13 protein-coding genes, 1 rRNA gene and 1 other annotated feature (1 of these 15 running past the window's edge) are annotated in these 16,959 nt (G+C 44.7%); of the genes, 8 read left to right on the top strand and 6 right to left on the bottom strand.

Translation table 11 applies throughout. The annotated features are described in order from the left end of the window. The 6 genes from IGI76_RS16575 (at position 1) to guaB (ending at position 5,404) form a co-directional block, all read left to right on the top strand. The gene (locus tag IGI76_RS16575) at positions 1 to 765 is read left to right on the top strand and encodes a ParA family protein (RefSeq protein ID WP_005226255.1); all 765 of its coding nucleotides are present in this window, start codon (positions 1 to 3) and stop codon (positions 763 to 765) included. Continuing rightward, positions 755 to 1,645: a ParB/RepB/Spo0J family partition protein gene (locus tag IGI76_RS16570; RefSeq protein ID WP_005226254.1), complete on the top strand. Its 891-nt coding sequence runs from the start codon at positions 755 to 757 to the stop codon at positions 1,643 to 1,645. Before IGI76_RS16575 ends, IGI76_RS16570 begins: the two co-directional genes overlap by 11 nt. Before the next feature lie 10 nt (positions 1,646 to 1,655). Beyond that, a complete protein-coding gene (locus tag IGI76_RS16565) occupies positions 1,656 to 1,844 on the top strand; it encodes a DUF951 domain-containing protein (protein ID WP_005226253.1) in 189 nt (62 codons plus the stop codon). 8 nt (positions 1,845 to 1,852) lie between these two features. Further along, entirely contained in the window at positions 1,853 to 2,953 is a 1,101-nt protein-coding gene (ychF, locus tag IGI76_RS16560) for a redox-regulated ATPase YchF (RefSeq protein ID WP_005226252.1), read from the top strand. A 71-nt stretch (positions 2,954 to 3,024) separates the two neighbouring features. Further along, on the top strand, positions 3,025 to 3,717 hold the full coding sequence (locus tag IGI76_RS16555; RefSeq protein ID WP_005226251.1) for a DUF1129 domain-containing protein: 693 nt from the start codon (positions 3,025 to 3,027) through the stop codon (positions 3,715 to 3,717). A gap of 202 nt (positions 3,718 to 3,919) precedes the next feature. Continuing rightward, positions 3,920 to 5,404, top strand: a complete 1,485-nt coding sequence (gene guaB / locus IGI76_RS16550; protein WP_005226250.1) for an IMP dehydrogenase — start codon at positions 3,920 to 3,922, stop codon at positions 5,402 to 5,404. Between the two features lie 157 nt (positions 5,405 to 5,561). Here the strand turns inward: guaB and IGI76_RS16545 are convergent, their stop codons facing one another. Together IGI76_RS16545 and IGI76_RS16540 are read right to left on the bottom strand one after the other, a co-directional pair. Continuing rightward, positions 5,562 to 8,267, bottom strand: a complete 2,706-nt coding sequence (locus tag IGI76_RS16545) for an ABC transporter permease (RefSeq protein WP_194185242.1) — start codon at positions 8,265 to 8,267, stop codon at positions 5,562 to 5,564. 9 nt (positions 8,268 to 8,276) lie between these two features. Then, positions 8,277 to 8,978, bottom strand: a complete 702-nt coding sequence (locus IGI76_RS16540) for an ABC transporter ATP-binding protein (RefSeq protein ID WP_438781733.1) — start codon at positions 8,976 to 8,978, stop codon at positions 8,277 to 8,279. An 85-nt stretch (positions 8,979 to 9,063) separates the two neighbouring features. Here IGI76_RS16540 and IGI76_RS16535 point away from each other — a divergent pair, with 85 nt between their 5' ends. Continuing rightward, on the top strand, positions 9,064 to 9,690 hold the full coding sequence (locus IGI76_RS16535; RefSeq protein WP_060791711.1) for a TetR/AcrR family transcriptional regulator: 627 nt from the start codon (positions 9,064 to 9,066) through the stop codon (positions 9,688 to 9,690). Positions 9,691 to 9,761: 71 nt separating this feature from the next. On the opposite strand, the gene IGI76_RS16530 is transcribed toward IGI76_RS16535, so the two are convergent. The 4 genes from IGI76_RS16530 to IGI76_RS16515 form a co-directional block, all read right to left on the bottom strand. Then, entirely contained in the window at positions 9,762 to 11,282 is a 1,521-nt protein-coding gene (locus tag IGI76_RS16530; protein WP_194185243.1) for a polysaccharide deacetylase family protein, read from the bottom strand. Positions 11,283 to 11,572: 290 nt separating this feature from the next. Then, positions 11,573 to 12,850, bottom strand: a complete 1,278-nt coding sequence (gene serS / locus IGI76_RS16525; protein WP_015510637.1) for a serine--tRNA ligase — start codon at positions 12,848 to 12,850, stop codon at positions 11,573 to 11,575. Positions 12,851 to 12,907: 57 nt separating this feature from the next. Further along, positions 12,908 to 13,106 (bottom strand) — a binding site (T-box leader). A 35-nt stretch (positions 13,107 to 13,141) separates the two neighbouring features. Then, positions 13,142 to 14,350 (bottom strand): sensor histidine kinase, encoded by a 1,209-nt coding sequence (locus IGI76_RS16520; protein ID WP_005226244.1) that lies wholly within the window; start codon positions 14,348 to 14,350, stop codon positions 13,142 to 13,144. Next, positions 14,340 to 15,029 (bottom strand): response regulator transcription factor, encoded by a 690-nt coding sequence (locus IGI76_RS16515; RefSeq protein ID WP_008376963.1) that lies wholly within the window; start codon positions 15,027 to 15,029, stop codon positions 14,340 to 14,342. Before IGI76_RS16515 ends, IGI76_RS16520 begins: the two co-directional genes overlap by 11 nt. A gap of 715 nt (positions 15,030 to 15,744) precedes the next feature. On the opposite strand from IGI76_RS16515, the gene IGI76_RS16510 reads away from it, so the two are divergent. Next, positions 15,745 to 16,959, top strand: a 16S ribosomal RNA gene (locus IGI76_RS16510) (it continues 345 nt past the right edge of the window).

Here is a 16,959-nt window from a genome sequence, read left to right as displayed (position 1 = left end):
ATGGCCCGTATTATTTCTGTTGCAAACCAAAAAGGCGGCGTAGGCAAAACCACCACAACGGTGAACCTAGGTGCGTCCTTAGCATTTGTCGGCAAAAAAGTGTTACTCGTAGATATTGATGCCCAAGGCAACGCCACAAGCGGTGTCGGCATTCGCAAACCAGATGTGGAACAAGACATCTATGATGTATTAGTCAATGAAACACCGATCGTTGAAGCGATTTTACCTAGCAGCCGAGAAAACTTGGATATCGTTCCAGCGACGATCCAATTAGCTGGTGCGGAAATTGAATTGACCTCCATGATGGCACGGGAATCTCGATTGAAATCGGCTTTGAATGAAATCAAAGAACAATATGATTATATCTTTATCGATTGTCCGCCATCTTTAGGTCATTTGACGATCAATGCCTTTACCGCCAGTGATTCGATTTTGATCCCAGTCCAATGTGAGTACTATGCATTAGAAGGGCTGAGCCAACTATTGAATACCGTGCGTTTAGTACAAAAACATTTTAACCCTGAGTTAGAGATCGAAGGGGTCTTACTGACGATGTATGATGCCCGTACGAACTTAGGCGCGGAAGTCGTGGAAGAAGTCCGCCGCTATTTCCAAGAAAAAGTATATGAAACCATTATTCCGCGGAATATCCGGTTGTCTGAAGCACCTAGTCATGGATTGTCGATCATTGATTATGATCCACGCTCAAAAGGAGCCGAAGTCTATCAGACGTTAGCAAAGGAAGTGTTAGCCCGTGAAGAATAAAGGGAAAGGATTAGGGCGTGGGATCGATGCGTTGTTTCAAGACCTGCAAGGGTTAGAAGAAGTCGATATCAAGACAGAAAAAGTCGTTGAACTGCCTTTAAACGAATTAAGACCCAACCCTTATCAACCGCGAAAAACCTTTGATGAGCTTTCATTACAAGAACTAGCCAATTCGATCCAGCATTCGGGGGTCTTTCAACCGATCATCGTGCGGCAATCATCCGTCAAAGGCTATGAGATCATTGCGGGTGAACGCCGGTTTCGAGCGTCCAAACTAGCTGGCAAGGAAACGATCCCAGCCATCATCCGCAATTTTGATGAAGAAGCGATGATGCAAGTCGCCGTTTTAGAAAACTTGCAGCGGGAAGATTTGAATCCTTTAGAAGAAGCAGAAGCTTATGACATGCTGATGAAAAACTTGAAATTGACCCAAGCACAAGTCGCTGAACGTTTAGGGAAAAGCCGCCCGTATATCGCCAATTATTTGCGGTTGCTGTCCTTGCCGAAACTCGTCAAAGAAATGGTTCAAGATGACCGTTTGTCTATGGGACAAGCCCGGACATTATTAGGGTTGAAAAATAAAGAACAGATCTTAAAATTAGCCAATCGTTGTGTCAAAGAAAATCTGACAGTCCGCCAATTAGAACAAATGGTCGCTGAGATGAACGACACGAAGAACGAAAAGAAAAAAGTTCCGCGTCTGATTCGGGAAAAACCGTACTATTTACGAGAAAGCGAAGAACGGTTGATGGATAAATTCGGCACGAATGTTGAGATCCGCGAAAAAGAAGGCAAAGGCAAAATCGAGATCGAATACCTGTCACAAAAAGATTTAACCCGTATTTTAGATTTATTGAACATTCAATTTGATGAAGCTTGAGGTGATAAAGATGTATGATCTTGGGGATATTGTCGAAATGAAAAAACCGCATGCCTGCAAAGCCAATCGTTGGGAAATCATCCGCATGGGGGCAGACATCAAAATAAAGTGTACGAATTGCGGCCACATCGTCATGATGACGCGCCGAGAATTTGATAAAAAGATGAAGAAAATCCTAGAAAAAAAAGAGAAAGAGTGAAGTGAAGCATGGCGTTAACTGCCGGAATCGTTGGATTGCCAAATGTGGGCAAATCTACTTTATTTAATGCAATAACTAAAGCAGGAGCAGAAGCCGCAAACTATCCGTTTGCGACGATCGATCCGAATGTAGGAATGGTGGAAGTGCCAGATTGGCGCTTACAGCGTTTAACAGAATTAGTCCGTCCGAAAAAGACGGTCCCAACCACCTTTGAATTTACGGATATTGCTGGAATCGTCCGCGGTGCCAGCAAAGGGGAAGGATTAGGGAACCAATTTTTGAGCCATATCCGCCAAGTGGATGCGATCTGTCATGTCGTTCGTTGTTTCGACGACGACAACATCACCCACGTGGAAGGCCGCGTGGACCCATTAGCTGATATCGACACCATCAACTTGGAGTTGGTTTTAGCGGATTTAGAATCCGTCAACAAGCGCTATACTCGGGTCGCCAAAATTGCCAAAACCAAAGACAAAGATGCGGTTGCGGAATTGGCCGTTCTTGATAAAATCAAACCGGTCCTAGAAGAAGGGATCTCAGCTCGTTCGATCGAATTTACAGATGAAGAACAGCGCATCGTCAAAAGTTTGTTTTTACTAACGACCAAACCAGTTTTATACGTTGCCAACGTAGCAGAAGAAGACGTGGCAGACTATGAAACCAATGACTATGTCAACAAAGTGAAGGAATTTGCAGCGAGCGAAAATGCGGAAGTGATCGTCATCAGTGCTCGTGCCGAAGAAGAGATCGCTGAGCTGGAAGAAGAAGACAAAGCAGAGTTTTTAGAAGCATTAGGAATTGAAGAATCAGGGTTGGATCAATTGATTCGTGCTGCCTATGATTTACTGGGTCTAGCAACGTACTTTACCGCTGGTGAACAAGAAGTGCGTGCGTGGACGTTCCGTAAAGGCATCAAAGCACCGCAAGCAGCGGGGATCATCCATACGGACTTTGAGCGCGGCTTTATTCGTGCGGAAACTGTTTCCTTTGAAGATCTGAACCAATACGGCACGATGCAAGCGGCCAAAGAAGCCGGTCGGGTACGTTTGGAAGGAAAAGATTATGTCGTGCAAGATGGCGACGTGATGTTGTTCCGTTTTAACGTATAAAGGGCTTTCTTCCCAGTGAATTTGTGGTAAAATGTCCATTGTGAAGAAAACGCAGAAGGGAGAATCAATTCATGGAACCAGAAACTCTGCGAAATTATGTTTCCGAAAATCGTGAATTAGAACAACAATTAACAAAACGAAACCAACAATATATATTTGATTTAAAAAAATCGCTAGAGGCAGCCAACCTTTCTGAAGAAGAAAAAACGATTGCCTTGCATGAGATGCTGCCGGTCTTAGTCAAAGAACAAAAAGGCGGCAAAACGGCCCGCCAATTATTTGGTACAGTGTCTGAACGTACCGAAGCCATCATCAACAAACCCGTTGAGCAAAAAGAATCCGGCCCCTTCTTGATGTGGTTGGATAACACCTTGCTGATTTTAGGGATCTTTGGCTTGATGTTAGGGGTCATGGGGATCTTTACTAGAGGACAAGCACAACCTTATGGCTTATTGACCCTCTTCTTGATGGCGATGCTTGCTGGTTGGGTCTTCTACTTGATGTACAAATACATGTATCAATATGAACGCCCAGGTGCCGATAAGAGCAAACGGCCGAAGATGTGGAAGATCATTTTGATTTTAGTCGCAGCCTTCATGCTATGGATCGTTGTGATCTCGCTTTCTGCGATGATCCAACCACCATTGAATCCACAAGTGGACCCTGTGATCGAAGCCTTGATCGGGGCAGTGGCATTAGCCGCGAAGTACTACTTGAAACGCAAATACAATATCATCAGCAGTCTGTCTGTTCCTAGAGGCTGATGACTACACGTTGATCGTGCGCCTTCTTTTGTTAAAAAAGACCGCACGATCAGCGTGTTTTTTTAGAAAAAATGGCGAATTATGAGATTTAACCAAAGGTTTGAAGAGGATTATTAAGAAAGCTTTCCGAATGGTTGACTTATGAAAAAATCTTTGCTATTTTTTTTAAAATACCTAAAAACTTTAAGGAGTGGTTACAAAAATGTCCAACTGGGAAACCAAATTTGTAAAAAAAGGGTTAACGTTTGATGATGTCTTATTGATTCCGGCAGAAAGTCACGTCTTGCCAAATGACGTGGATATGAAAGTGCAGCTTGCCCCGAATATTACACTAAATATTCCAATCATAAGTGCCAGTATGGATACCGTAACTGATAGTAAAATGGCGATCTCAATGGCGCGTCAAGGCGGACTTGGCGTAATTCACAAAAACATGAGTATCGCAGCGCAAGCAGATGAAGTGCGCAAAGTAAAACGTTCTGAAAGCGGCGTGATCATCGATCCGTTTTTCTTAACACCAAGCCACTTAGTTGCTGATGCAGAACATTTGATGAGCAAGTACCGCATCAGCGGGGTACCGATCGTAGAAACGATGGAAAACCGCAAATTAGTCGGTATCATCACGAACCGCGACATGCGTTTTGTCACGGATTATACGATGCCGATCAATGATGTGATGACCAAAGACCAATTGATCACAGCACCTGTCGGTACGTCGTTGAAAGACGCTGAAAAAATCTTACAACAACACAAGATCGAAAAATTACCGATCGTTGATGAAGCAGGGATCTTAAGCGGTTTGATCACTATCAAAGATATTGAAAAAGTGATCGAATTCCCGAATGCAGCCAAAGACACGCATGGACGTCTATTAGTGGCAGCGGCAGTCGGTGTTACCAGCGATACCTTTGAACGAGCACAAGCTTTATTGGATGCAGGCGTGGACGCGATCGTTATTGATACTGCCCACGGACACAGTGCGGGTGTTTTACGCAAAATCTCTGAAATTCGTGCGCATTTCCCAGAAGCGACATTGATTGCTGGAAATGTTGCCACTGCAGAAGGCACGAAAGCATTGTATGATGCTGGTGTCGATGTCGTAAAAGTCGGGATCGGTCCAGGCTCGATCTGTACCACTCGGGTGGTAGCCGGTGTCGGAGTTCCTCAATTGACCGCGATCTATGATGCAGCCTCTGTGGCACGTCAATACGGCAAAGCAATCATTGCCGATGGTGGGATCAAATACTCTGGGGATATTGTCAAAGCTTTAGCAGCTGGCGGACATGCCGTAATGCTAGGTAGCATGTTGGCAGGAACCGATGAATCACCAGGTGAATTTGAAATCTATCAAGGCCGACGCTTCAAAACCTACCGCGGAATGGGTTCATTGGGGGCAATGGAAAAAGGCTCCAGCGACCGTTACTTCCAAGGTGGCGTAAACGAAGCCAACAAATTGGTTCCAGAAGGCATCGAAGGGCGTGTCGCTTATAAAGGCAGCGTTTCTGATATCATCTTCCAAATGATCGGCGGCTTGAAATCAGGGATGGGTTATGTCGGTGCTGGCAATCTACAGCAATTACGTGATGAAGCACAATTCATCCAAATGAGCGGCAACGGACTAAAAGAATCACATCCCCACGATGTTCAAATCACGAAAGAAGCACCAAACTACTCTGTAAAATCATAAAATGTTTCACGTGAAAACCAACGCCCCCTCTGTTCAAAAGTGGACAGGGGGGATTATTTGTTCAAAAAAGGACGTCACTCTCAGCTATCTAGGCAAGAGTGGCGTCCTTTTCTTTAAAATCGCTGCTGGATGATCAGCAAATCGCTTTAGCAGCAGCTTATTCGTTTGATTTCAACGCATCGATCATGTTGACATGAGTCAGTTTCACATGGGTGACGTACATCACGATGATCGTAAAGAGAATCGTCATGCCGCCGGCTAAAGCATAGGCCGGCCAATTGATCACTAATGGAAAGACCATGTTTTCCATCGAAGCTTGGATCAAAATAAAGTCAGTCAAGAAGTAACCTACCACGTAGCCTGCGAGAATCCCAAATAACGTAAAGACGATATTTTCCCGTACGATGTACATGGTGACTTCTTTATTATAAAACCCTAATACTTTAATAGTAGAAAGCTCGCGAATCCGCTCGGAAACATTGATGTTGGTCAAGTTATACAAGACGACAAAGGCTAATGCCCCTGATAGTACAACTAAGATCAAGACAATGGAGTTCAAGTTGCCCATCGAATCATCCTGCATTTTGATCTGAGTGGAAAGGAACGTCGTGTTTTTGACTTTGTCGGTATCTAACAAGGCTGTTGATAAAGCTTCCTCTTGTTTTTTCGTCATCGTCTTGCTTTTGACTAAGAACGCATTCGGTTCAAAGGCACTGTCGGTGATTTCTTCGTAAAGAGTCGGTGACAGATACAGAGAATTGCCTAAATAGTTTTCTGCGATGCCGCTGATAGGTACTTCAAAAGCTTCTTGATCGCTAGTATAGAAGGTCAATGTATCCCCAACCTGCAGATCATACAATTCTGCGTATTTCATAGTCAGTACGGCGCCTTCTGTTAATGGCAGCTTCTGCCCTTCCGTCGTTTTCAAATGGACATAGTCGGTAAAAGCTTCTTGATCTGCCGGAACCATCAAGGTCAAACTTTGTTTTCCTTGGTTAGCTGGTCGAATCTCGATCGTTTCATTGTAGACTAGCATCGAATGGGTCACAAGAGGATCGTCTGTTAAAACCGTTTCAGCGGCAGCAACGGTTTCTTCCTTCGCATCATTTAAGGTCACGACGGCTTGATAATCCGTAATGGGCCCAAATTGTTTCGCAGTCACAGCACTTAAGGAATCTTTCAACCCAACGCCTGCCACCATCAGTCCCGTACAGCCGGCGATGCCAATGATTGCCATGATCATTCGCGATTTGTAGCGGAAGATGTTACGGAAGCTGACTTTTTGATTGAAGCTTAAGCGTGACCATAAGGGTGTAATGGCCTCTAATAAAATCCGTTTCCCAGGTTTTGGCGCCCGAACTTGCAGTAGCTGGGCAGGTTTTTCCCGCAATTCTTTGATCAAAACAAAGAGGCAAGCACCGAGCGTCGCCAGTAAAAAGGCGATCGCGGCCAAAATAATTGGCGACCAGACATAATAGACGCGAATCCCGTCTAAAAGATACCGTTCGCTGGATAGAAAATAAATCAAACGCGGCAACAGTTCCGTCCCTAATACGGCACCACTGATAATGCCAATGGCCGAAGACAGGAGGGCATAAATCAAATATTTAAGGGAGATCTCGACTTTGCCATAGCCCATCGCTTTTAAGGTACCGATCTCTTTGCGGTTTTCTTCTACCATCCACGTCAGTGTCGTAAAGGTGATCAACGCAGCGATAAAGAAGAAGAAGACAGGAAACACATTGGCGATCGCTGCGATGCGATCAGACAGCCCGCCATACTCTTGGAAACCGGGGTTGTCTTTGCGTTGGTTGTAAAGATACGTAGGTTCTGCCAAGTCTTCGATCTCTGTACGTTTCTCTGCCAGTGTTTGTTGGGCATCGGTTAGTTCTTGTTGCTGTTCATCTAATTGGGTTTGCTGCTGTGTCAACTCTTCTTCCCCAGCGGTCAATTGGCCTTCGAGGGCTGCTTGTTGTACGGGCGGCAGCTGTGCCAAGGCGGCTTGCTGTTGTTCTAGTTCCGCTTTGGCCTGATCCAGTTGGGCTTGTCCATCAGCTAACTGTTTTTGTCCATCGCGGACTTCTTTTTCTGCAGGCGCTAATTCATCAAAAGCATCTTGCTGAATTTCTGCTAAGCGTTCTTTAGGGCGATCCGCAAACAGTTCCTCAATCGTTTCTTGATGGGCTGCCATCTTGTCGGTGTACGCATCGGAGTATGTTTCAAGGCCTGCGACATCATCAAAGGCGAGATAAAGGATCGATTTGACCTCCATCTTGAACTGTTCTTCCGGTACATAAGCAAAATACGTCACGACACCGCTGCCGACATTCGCATAGCCACGTTCGGCAGCACTGATATAAATGGGAGAGGTGGCGAACCCAACGACCGTATAGTCTTTGTCCGACAGATTATCGGCATCATCGATCGTAAAAGTATCCCCTATTTGCCAGCCATAATTTTTTGCTTCGGTGTCCAGCACGATTTCATCGGCTTTTTCTGGTAGTCGGCCGTCCTTCACCAGTAGCTGGTTGAGTTCCTGTGAGGGATCATAAGAGGTCACTTGCACGACTTCATCTGAATTGGCAGCGTAATAAAATTGATAGGCGGCTTCTGTGTGCGCACCGCTTTTTTCCGCCGCATCAATGTCGTCCTCCGTCAATCCCAGCGTGGAAGTGACTTGCAGATCTGCTAAATGCTGACCGTTGACATATTCACTCGCGGAATGATTCAGGATCGGTCCCGTCGCTTTGACACCGACAAAGAGAAACGTTCCTAAAAAAATGATCAAGGTGATTGCGATAAAGCGACCTTTTGATTGGCGAATCTCCCGCAAACTTGCTTTAAGATAAGTTTTATTTTTCATCAGATCCTCCTACCAAACGATTTCATCGATCGAGATTGGATGAGGATTCTCTTCAATGGAACGGACGGTGGTATCGTTGATATGGATCACCCGATCGGCGATCGGGGCAATGGCGCTGTTATGGGTAATGATCAACACCGTATTGCCGTTTTTCCGACTGGCGTTTTGCAAAAGCTTCAACACTTGTTTGCCTGTTTCAAAATCCAGCGCACCGGTTGGTTCATCGCATAATAGCAATTTCGGGTTTTTGGCTAACGCCCGAGCGATCGATACCCGCTGCTGTTCCCCACCAGAGAGCTGCGAAGGAAAGTTGTTTTTACGGTTTTCTAACCCGACTTGTGCTAAGACTTCATCAGGATCGAGTGCATTCGGTGAGACTTCTGTTGCCAATTCAATGTTTTCTTTCGCTGTCAGGTTCGGCACCAAATTATAAAACTGGAAGACGAACCCGACGTCTTTGCGGCGGTATTCCGTCAGCTGTTTGTCGTTAAACTTCGCGATATCGACATTGTCGATAATGATTTGTCCTTCATCTGGCGAATCCATCCCACCTAAAATATTCAAAACGGTCGATTTTCCTGCACCACTGGGGCCAAGGATCACCACTAATTCGCCTTCTTCAATGGCAAAGGAAAGATCGTTGTTGGCAGTGATGGTGGTTTCGCCCATCTGATAGCGTTTATATTCATTCTTTACTTCAACATAACTCATTAATAAAGCCTCCATTTTTTAAACACGTGTTGATTTAATCACATGGTGTTAGTATACTAAGAAAGAAAAGTAAGAGCAATCCTCAATGCTTACGTATTTGTCATTAAATAGACAAATATTGATCAAATGTACAGAGAAAAGGGGAAACGATATGGTGGGGACTGTGGGGAATCGTCGAACGATCTACTCGAAAAAAGTGATCCGACGCGCCTTTCAGGAGTTATTGTTGGAAAAAGAGTACCGCAAAATCACGATCAAAGAGATTGCGGAACGAGCCGATATCAACCGGGGAACATTTTATAAATATTATAAGGATACGGCCGCTTTGTTGGAGGAGATCGAAGGGGAGCTTGTTGAGCAGATCGCATCGAACTTGCAGCAGGAAAATTTGTCATTGGATCTTTGGTTGGAAAAGCTGTTGACGATTTTGTATGAGAATCCTAGTACGACCCATTTGATTTTGTTAAACAACAGCCATTTGCTGAATCTTTTGTTGTCAGAGATCAAACCGGAGACCTTGAAACGGTTTGCCCAATACTTTCAAGATGCTTCCGAGGAAGAATTGGAACTGTGTCTTAGCTTTTTTGTCTGCGGGTCTATCGGGTTGATCGAACGCTGGCTCAAAGATTTCTCAACGATGCCGCCAAAAGCTGTCGCTGAACTGTTGATCCAAATTTTTGTGACTAATGTATATGAGGATAAGAAGGGCTAAAAAAAGAGGGAACGATCCAATAACCAAAAAGGAACGCAGCAAGAGACAATTTGCTGCGTTCCTTTTTTTATTTAGTCAATGAGGCGCTCGTCGTTCATCCCAAAGTATTGATGCAATGGTTTTTGCCGTGCTTCTAATAATTGATCGACAGTCACGAATTCGTAGCCTTCGTTTTTGAGCATTTTAATGACTCCCGGTACGGCTTTCACAGATTTCGGGTGAATATCATGGATCAAGATCATGGCACCATTAAAGACATTTTGTTGCACCAAGGCATTGATCTTCTTCGGATCCTTCAATTTCCAGTCTTGAGAATCGATGTCCCATTGAATGATCGGCATGCCAATGGTTTCTGCGCTTTGTTTGTCGATAGCGCCATAAGGGGGCCGTAAATTTCTAGGTAGTAAACCCGTCGCATTATAAATGGCTTTGTTGGTTTTTGTGACTTCTGCCTGCAAATCTTCCGCTGAAAGAGTATTCAGCTGCGGATGAGAGTAAGAATGACTGGCGATCTCGTGTCCAGCTTCTTGGACTTTTTTAGCAGCTTGCGGATATTGCTCTACCATTTGTCCCAGCATAAAGAAGGTCGCTTTAACGTCATTTTCTTGTAAGATGTTCAACAGATCCATGGTGGAGGTACTGTTGGGTCCATCATCAAAGGTCAATGCCACGTATTTTTTATTGGGGTCTAAACTTGGCAAGGCATTGTTGAGTTGGTCAGCAGCCACGAGATCAGGATCAATGAATGGGGCGATCTCGCTGTAAGGCAGGGTGATTTCCGTCGCTCCCGTCTGATTTTTTGGCAATTCGATGGTCAGCTTCTCTGGATCGTAAGTAAATTTCGAATCGAAGGTGATCCGCTCCATGGCCAAGACGGCGTCGATGATTTTGGCGGGTTCTTTGGCTTGATCCAGCAGTTTCTGCTGAATGACTTGTTGAATACCTAATAAGCTGCCTTCATCAGGAACCAGTTCTTTCAAAGACAATTCGGTTTGCGTCTTCTCTGATACGAAGATCGGTGCATCCGTTAGGCTGTCCGCATCTTCAAAACGTCCGGTTTCTCGATTCCACACATAGCTGTCGGCTTTCAATGAATAAGTAGACACCTTTGACGCCGCTGCTTGTGCTTGGATGCGGGCAACGGTGACGACTTCTTTTTTCGTTTGTTTTTTACGCAAGTGATCAGCGGCTTGTGTCAACCGTTCTTTGATATCTTTGATGGGAAACGTATCAAGGTCTTGCGGGCGGTAGATCAATTCTTTGGTTGCGCCTTTGGAGAGCACTTCAGGCGTTGTTTTTAACCCATTTTGACTTTGTTCTGCTTGGATTGATGCCAGTAATTTCTCCGCAGCCGCCTCATATTTTTCTTGGGCTGCGACTTCTTGCTGGTGTAACGTGTAAAGGACTGAGCCAGCCGTCGCGATCAAAACGATCAATAATAAGGCGAATAAGGAAAAAATTGCTTTTCGATACGGCTTCTTTCTCGAGGGTGGTCCTTTCGGTCTTTCTTCAGCTGACGCTGTTCGTTTTTGATTATTGTTTGGTTTCTTGTGCAAGTCACTCCGACGGGCATAGGTCTTTCGTTCGGGCATTGGTGAAGCTCCCTTCATTCCATCCTAAATTATGCCCACGTTACCATAAGTCACAGGTACTTTCAACGATCATGCCCGGTTTCTGATAGAGACTTAAAAAGATGAAGGGATTTTTCTAATTATTCATTTAAAAATTACAGCCTTGTTGCGTTGTTTCTCTTGCAAGAAATGATCAAGGGCGTTAGGGGAGCTTTTTTAACCACTATCTATTAGGTGAACTAGAAAACCCCTTCGTAACAGATCACGTGGAGTGACTGTGACGAAGGGGGTGCAATTAAGGGGGCTAAGGCTTAGGCTTTTTCGATTTTTGTCAGTCCGCCCATGTAAGGAACCAGAACTTCTGGTACCGTTACACTGCCGTCTTCGTTTTGATAATTTTCAAGCACTGCGGCTACCGTCCGACCGACAGCCAGACCAGAACCATTTAGTGTATGCATGTAGTGAATCTTGCCCTCTTGATCGCGGTAACGGATCATGGCACGGCGTGCTTGGAAATCTTCACAGTTTGAGCAAGAGCTGATCTCACGATACATTTCCTGAGCAGGGATCCATACCTCTAAATCATAGGTCTTCGCCGCAGAAAAGCCCATATCTCCTGTACACAAGCTAAGCACTCGGTAAGGTAAGTTGAGTTTTTGCAAAATATCTTCGGCATTAGCCGTCATCTTTTCTAATTCTTCATAAGAATGGTCAGCATCACTGAATTTCACCATTTCAACTTTATTGAATTGGTGCAGACGAATCAAGCCGCGAGTATCACGACCAGCGCTGCCAGCTTCTGAACGAAATGATGGGCTCAAGGCAGTGAAGTAGGCAGGGAGCTGTTCTTGTTCTAAGATCTCCCCTTGATAGTAATTGGTCAAAGGTACTTCAGCAGTTGGAATCAAAGTCAAATCCGTGTCTGCCAATTGGAAAACATCTTCTTTGAACTTTGGAAATTGCCCCGTGCCAAACATTGCTTGGCTATTGACGATATAAGGGGTGATCATCTCGGTATAGCCATGCTCATAGACATGCTGATCCAGCATGAAGTTGTATAAGGCACGTTCCAAACGAGCACCTAAGCCTTTGTAGTAAACAAAGCGGCTGCCAGAAACTTTGGCACCCCGCTCAAAGTCGAGGATCCCCAAGTCTTCTGCGATCTCCCAATGGGGTTTTGGTTCAAAGTCAAAGGTTTTTGGTTCTGCCCAGCGGCGGATTTCTACATTGTCGTCTTCATCCTTGCCCACTGGAACAGAATCATTTGGCAAATTCGGCAATGTCGTGGCGATCTCTTTGATGTCTTCATCAATTTGAGCGATCTCTTCATCCAATTGCTTGATTTGGCTGCCGACTTCTTTCATTTGGGCAATTTTATCAGCCGCGTCTTCTTTCGCCCGTTTCAAGGCAGCGATCTCACTAGAAACATCGTTGCGCAATTTCTTGCGTTCTTCCGTTTGGACTAAGAGTTCTCTGCGACGTTCGTCAAGCGTTAAAAAGCGGTCCAATACTTCTTTTTGCACGCCTCGTGTTGCGAGTTTGCTTTGTACTTCAGCAAAATTTTGGCGAATCATTTTTACATCTAACATAGTGATACATCCTCCTTTGATTTTTCCATAGAAAAAAGGCCATTCCGATCCCGTGTTGCTTGGGACGAAATGACCATTCGCGGTGCCACCCAAGTTCAGCTTGCGCTGCCCTTGCTGCTCGTATCGTGAGCCAACGATTTTTCTTTCGAAAAATACACGTTAAAGAACTGGATTCTATTTTTTCCAACACTGATTTTCACCAACCATCAGCTCTCTTTACTAGATGAAAAAAATATACTAGGTTCTGTGCCTTGATTATTTTCTTTAGCATACCCAAAAAATGTTGGGGCGTCAACCATAGGTTTGTGTGTTGGACAAATTGTTGCGCTTCAACGGGAGATGAATAATAAAGGATGTCCATTCTGGCGTTGATTTGGCATAGATATAGCCGCCATGTAAGGCGACGATGCTTTGAGCGATCGCTAGACCTAAGCCAGTTCCTCCTGTTTCTTGAGAGCGGGATTCTTCCACTCGGTAGAAACGGTCGAATAGAGAATCAAGGGCTTGCTTAGGAATCATTTGTCCATTGTTTTTGACGGTTAAGATCGCTTCGGTCCCGACTTTCTCGACCTCCATGCGGATCTTATCGGCGCCTTTGCCGTATTTCAAGGCATTTGACAGCAGGTTGTTGAAAACTCGCACCAGTTTTTCGGTATCGCCATCCATTTCGATATGCTCTGGACGGGTGTAGGTTTCGATCTTGATGCCTTTTCGACTAGCTTCTAATTCAAAGTCTGCCGCCAATTGTTCCACTAGCTGAGCCATATCAAATTCCATCACATTAATGGGCACGCTAGGCTGACGCACTTTCGTGTATTCAAACAAATCATCGACGAGGGATTTCATTTGTTTGGCTTTGACATACGCCGTATGAGTATATTTCAGCAATTCTTCTTCCGAATGGTATTGTCGATCTTCGATTAGACCTAAGTAGCCGATGATCGAAGTCAATGGTGTCCGAATGTCATGACTGACATTGGTGATCAGCTCATCTTTGGATTGCTCGATCCGCCGTTCATCTTCGATCGCCGCCACCGTACTGTCGACTAAGCCATTAATATTAGAAACGATCCGACTTAAATCGCCCCGTAACTCGAAGGGGATGCGATGATCGTAGTTGCCTTCTGCGATAAAGTGCAGCTCGCTGATAATGTGACGTAGCTGCATTTGATGGTAACGACGAATCAAACGCCAATATAAGACGATCACATCTAATAGGAAGAACATCGGTAGAATGAAGTTACGACCACTGCGGAAGATATCTGTGTTGAAGGCAGCCGTGAACGCATTCTTTGATTCATAGATCGCTTCGACTAAAACCGGTGAGTTTTCTCGTATTGAGGTCAAGATGACCAAAATAGCGACATTTAATAGAAGTAAAAGAACAATCGTTACAATTCCTTCAGCAAATAACTCACTGATTTCCTTTGAGGTCAACGTGATCCGTTTCTTTTTTTCGATTGGTGTGTTGCGCTTTTTTTCAGTTGGTTTACTTCGCATCTATTTTGTAGCCGACCCCCCATACTGTTTGGATGACTTTTTCACCATCCGTGGCTTCTTCGATCTTATCTCGCAAGTGACTGACATGGACCATCACTGTTTTGGCAGAAACGACACTTTCTTGTTTCCAAACTCGTTCAAAAATCTCATCGGCGCTAAAGACACGGTTCGGATGCGATGCTAGTAAGTAGAGGATGCCAAATTCTAATGCGGTCAATTGGATCTCATTGCCATCCACCGTTTTTACTTCATGGGAATCGCGGTTGATGATAAGGGAGCTTACTTCCAGAATCTCTGGTTGATTTGAAGCAGCCTGCATCTTGGTTCTTCTCAATAACGATTTTACCCGTGCCATGACTTCTAATGGATTGAAAGGTTTGGTGACATAATCATCAGCACCGGCGACCAATCCACGAATCTTATCCATATCGGTTGTTTTAGCGGTCAACATAATAATGGGGATTTGGGATTCTTTTCTCAATTCTTTGACGACTTGCATGCCGTCCATTTCAGGCATCATGATATCTAAGATCAATAGCTCGATATCAGAAGTGGTGCGAATCTTAGTCAGTGCTTCTTTTCCATCGTATGCTTTGACCGATTCATAGCCTTCATTGTGTAAGTAAATGCTTAATAGTTCTACGATCTCTTTGTCATCATCTGCTACAAGTATTTTCATACTGGGTCCTCCTAGGAACAATATTCTTTTCTCCATTTTAGCAAATATTCCACAAAATAGATAAAATCATACTTAAATTTATAAGAATGATAGGAATTAAGAAAACACAAAAAGGAAAAAGACGAACGATAGGTTAATAATAACGGAAAAAGTCCTTAAAAAAGGCGGAAATCACGGACTAAAAATCACGAATCATCTTTGGAAACGGAGTAACTAGAAACGTTGGTCTATCAATCATTTTATGGTTGACGAATAGCACAAGTCTTGGTATATTATTACATGTGCCAAATGACTAAATGAATTCCTAAAAAGAATTGAAAAAAGTAGTTGACGCACAGCTCGACAGATGATATTATAACGAAGTCGCAATTTTAAAACAGTTAATTGATGTTGATACATCAACAAAATTAATTGAAAAAAGTTGTTGACAAATAACAAATTATTTGTTATTCTAATTAAGTCGCTGAGGCAGCCGCTACGAAGTTGAAAAACAACGAGCGAAAAAAACTTTTAAAAAAAGAGTTGACAATCAAATGTCGCTCTGATATGATATAAAAGTTGCTAACACAGCACGGTAGACCTTTGAAAACTGAACAAAGCAAGCAAACGAACCAATGTGTAGGACGTTTCAATTTATTGAAACAAATACATGCAAGCAATAGCTAGCAAAGTTAATTTTTATGAGCTTAATGACCGTATGGTCATTCAAACAAATCATTATGAGAGTTTGATCCTGGCTCAGGACGAACGCTGGCGGCGTGCCTAATACATGCAAGTCGAACGCTTTTTCTTTCACCGGAGCTTGCTCCATCGAAAGAAAAAGAGTGGCGAACGGGTGAGTAACACGTGGGTAACCTGCCCATCAGAAGGGGATAACACTTGGAAACAGGTGCTAATACCGTATAACACTATTTTCCGCATGGAAGAAAGTTGAAAGGCGCTTTTGCGTCACTGATGGATGGACCCGCGGTGCATTAGCTAGTTGGTGAGGTAACGGCTCACCAAGGCAACGATGCATAGCCGACCTGAGAGGGTGATCGGCCACACTGGGACTGAGACACGGCCCAGACTCCTACGGGAGGCAGCAGTAGGGAATCTTCGGCAATGGACGAAAGTCTGACCGAGCAACGCCGCGTGAGTGAAGAAGGTTTTCGGATCGTAAAACTCTGTTGTTAGAGAAGAACAAGGATGAGAGTAAAATGTTCATCCCTTGACGGTATCTAACCAGAAAGCCACGGCTAACTACGTGCCAGCAGCCGCGGTAATACGTAGGTGGCAAGCGTTGTCCGGATTTATTGGGCGTAAAGCGAGCGCAGGCGGTTTCTTAAGTCTGATGTGAAAGCCCCCGGCTCAACCGGGGAGGGTCATTGGAAACTGGGAGACTTGAGTGCAGAAGAGGAGAGTGGAATTCCATGTGTAGCGGTGAAATGCGTAGATATATGGAGGAACACCAGTGGCGAAGGCGGCTCTCTGGTCTGTAACTGACGCTGAGGCTCGAAAGCGTGGGGAGCGAACAGGATTAGATACCCTGGTAGTCCACGCCGTAAACGATGAGTGCTAAGTGTTGGAGGGTTTCCGCCCTTCAGTGCTGCAGCAAACGCATTAAGCACTCCGCCTGGGGAGTACGACCGCAAGGTTGAAACTCAAAGGAATTGACGGGGGCCCGCACAAGCGGTGGAGCATGTGGTTTAATTCGAAGCAACGCGAAGAACCTTACCAGGTCTTGACATCCTTTGACCACTCTAGAGATAGAGCTTCCCCTTCGGGGGCAAAGTGACAGGTGGTGCATGGTTGTCGTCAGCTCGTGTCGTGAGGTGTTGGGTTAAGTCCCGCAACGAGCGCAACCCTTATTGTTAGTTGCCATCATTTAGTTGGGCACTCTAGCGAGACTGCCGGTGACAAACCGGAGGAAGGTGGGGATGACGTCAAA

The organism is Enterococcus sp. DIV2449a, from assembly GCF_051711225.1.
GTDB classification, from domain to species: domain Bacteria; phylum Bacillota; class Bacilli; order Lactobacillales; family Enterococcaceae; genus Enterococcus_D; species Enterococcus_D casseliflavus.
The sequence above is the reverse complement of the archived record's forward strand: the minus strand, read 5'-3'. Positions and strand labels throughout refer to the sequence as shown.

Bases quoted from the DNA above. Each gene is read 5' to 3' on its own strand.
- IGI76_RS16575 (WP_005226255.1), top strand. From the start codon at position 1: ATGGCCCGTATTATTTCTGTTGCAAACCAAAAAGGCGGCGTAGGCAAA.
- IGI76_RS16565 (WP_005226253.1), top strand. From the start codon at position 1,656: ATGTATGATCTTGGGGATATTGTCGAAATGAAAAAACCGCATGCCTGC.
- ychF (WP_005226252.1), top strand. From the start codon at position 1,853: ATGGCGTTAACTGCCGGAATCGTTGGATTGCCAAATGTGGGCAAATCT.
- IGI76_RS16555 (WP_005226251.1), top strand. From the start codon at position 3,025: ATGGAACCAGAAACTCTGCGAAATTATGTTTCCGAAAATCGTGAATTA.
- guaB (WP_005226250.1), top strand. From the start codon at position 3,920: ATGTCCAACTGGGAAACCAAATTTGTAAAAAAAGGGTTAACGTTTGAT.
- IGI76_RS16545 (WP_194185242.1), bottom strand. From the start codon at position 8,267: ATGAAAAATAAAACTTATCTTAAAGCAAGTTTGCGGGAGATTCGCCAA.
- IGI76_RS16540 (WP_438781733.1), bottom strand. From the start codon at position 8,978: ATGAGTTATGTTGAAGTAAAGAATGAATATAAACGCTATCAGATGGGC.
- IGI76_RS16535 (WP_060791711.1), top strand. From the start codon at position 9,064: ATGCTTACGTATTTGTCATTAAATAGACAAATATTGATCAAATGTACA.
- IGI76_RS16530 (WP_194185243.1), bottom strand. From the start codon at position 11,282: ATGCCCGAACGAAAGACCTATGCCCGTCGGAGTGACTTGCACAAGAAA.
- serS (WP_015510637.1), bottom strand. From the start codon at position 12,850: ATGTTAGATGTAAAAATGATTCGCCAAAATTTTGCTGAAGTACAAAGC.
- IGI76_RS16520 (WP_005226244.1), bottom strand. From the start codon at position 14,350: ATGCGAAGTAAACCAACTGAAAAAAAGCGCAACACACCAATCGAAAAA.
- IGI76_RS16515 (WP_008376963.1), bottom strand. From the start codon at position 15,029: ATGAAAATACTTGTAGCAGATGATGACAAAGAGATCGTAGAACTATTA.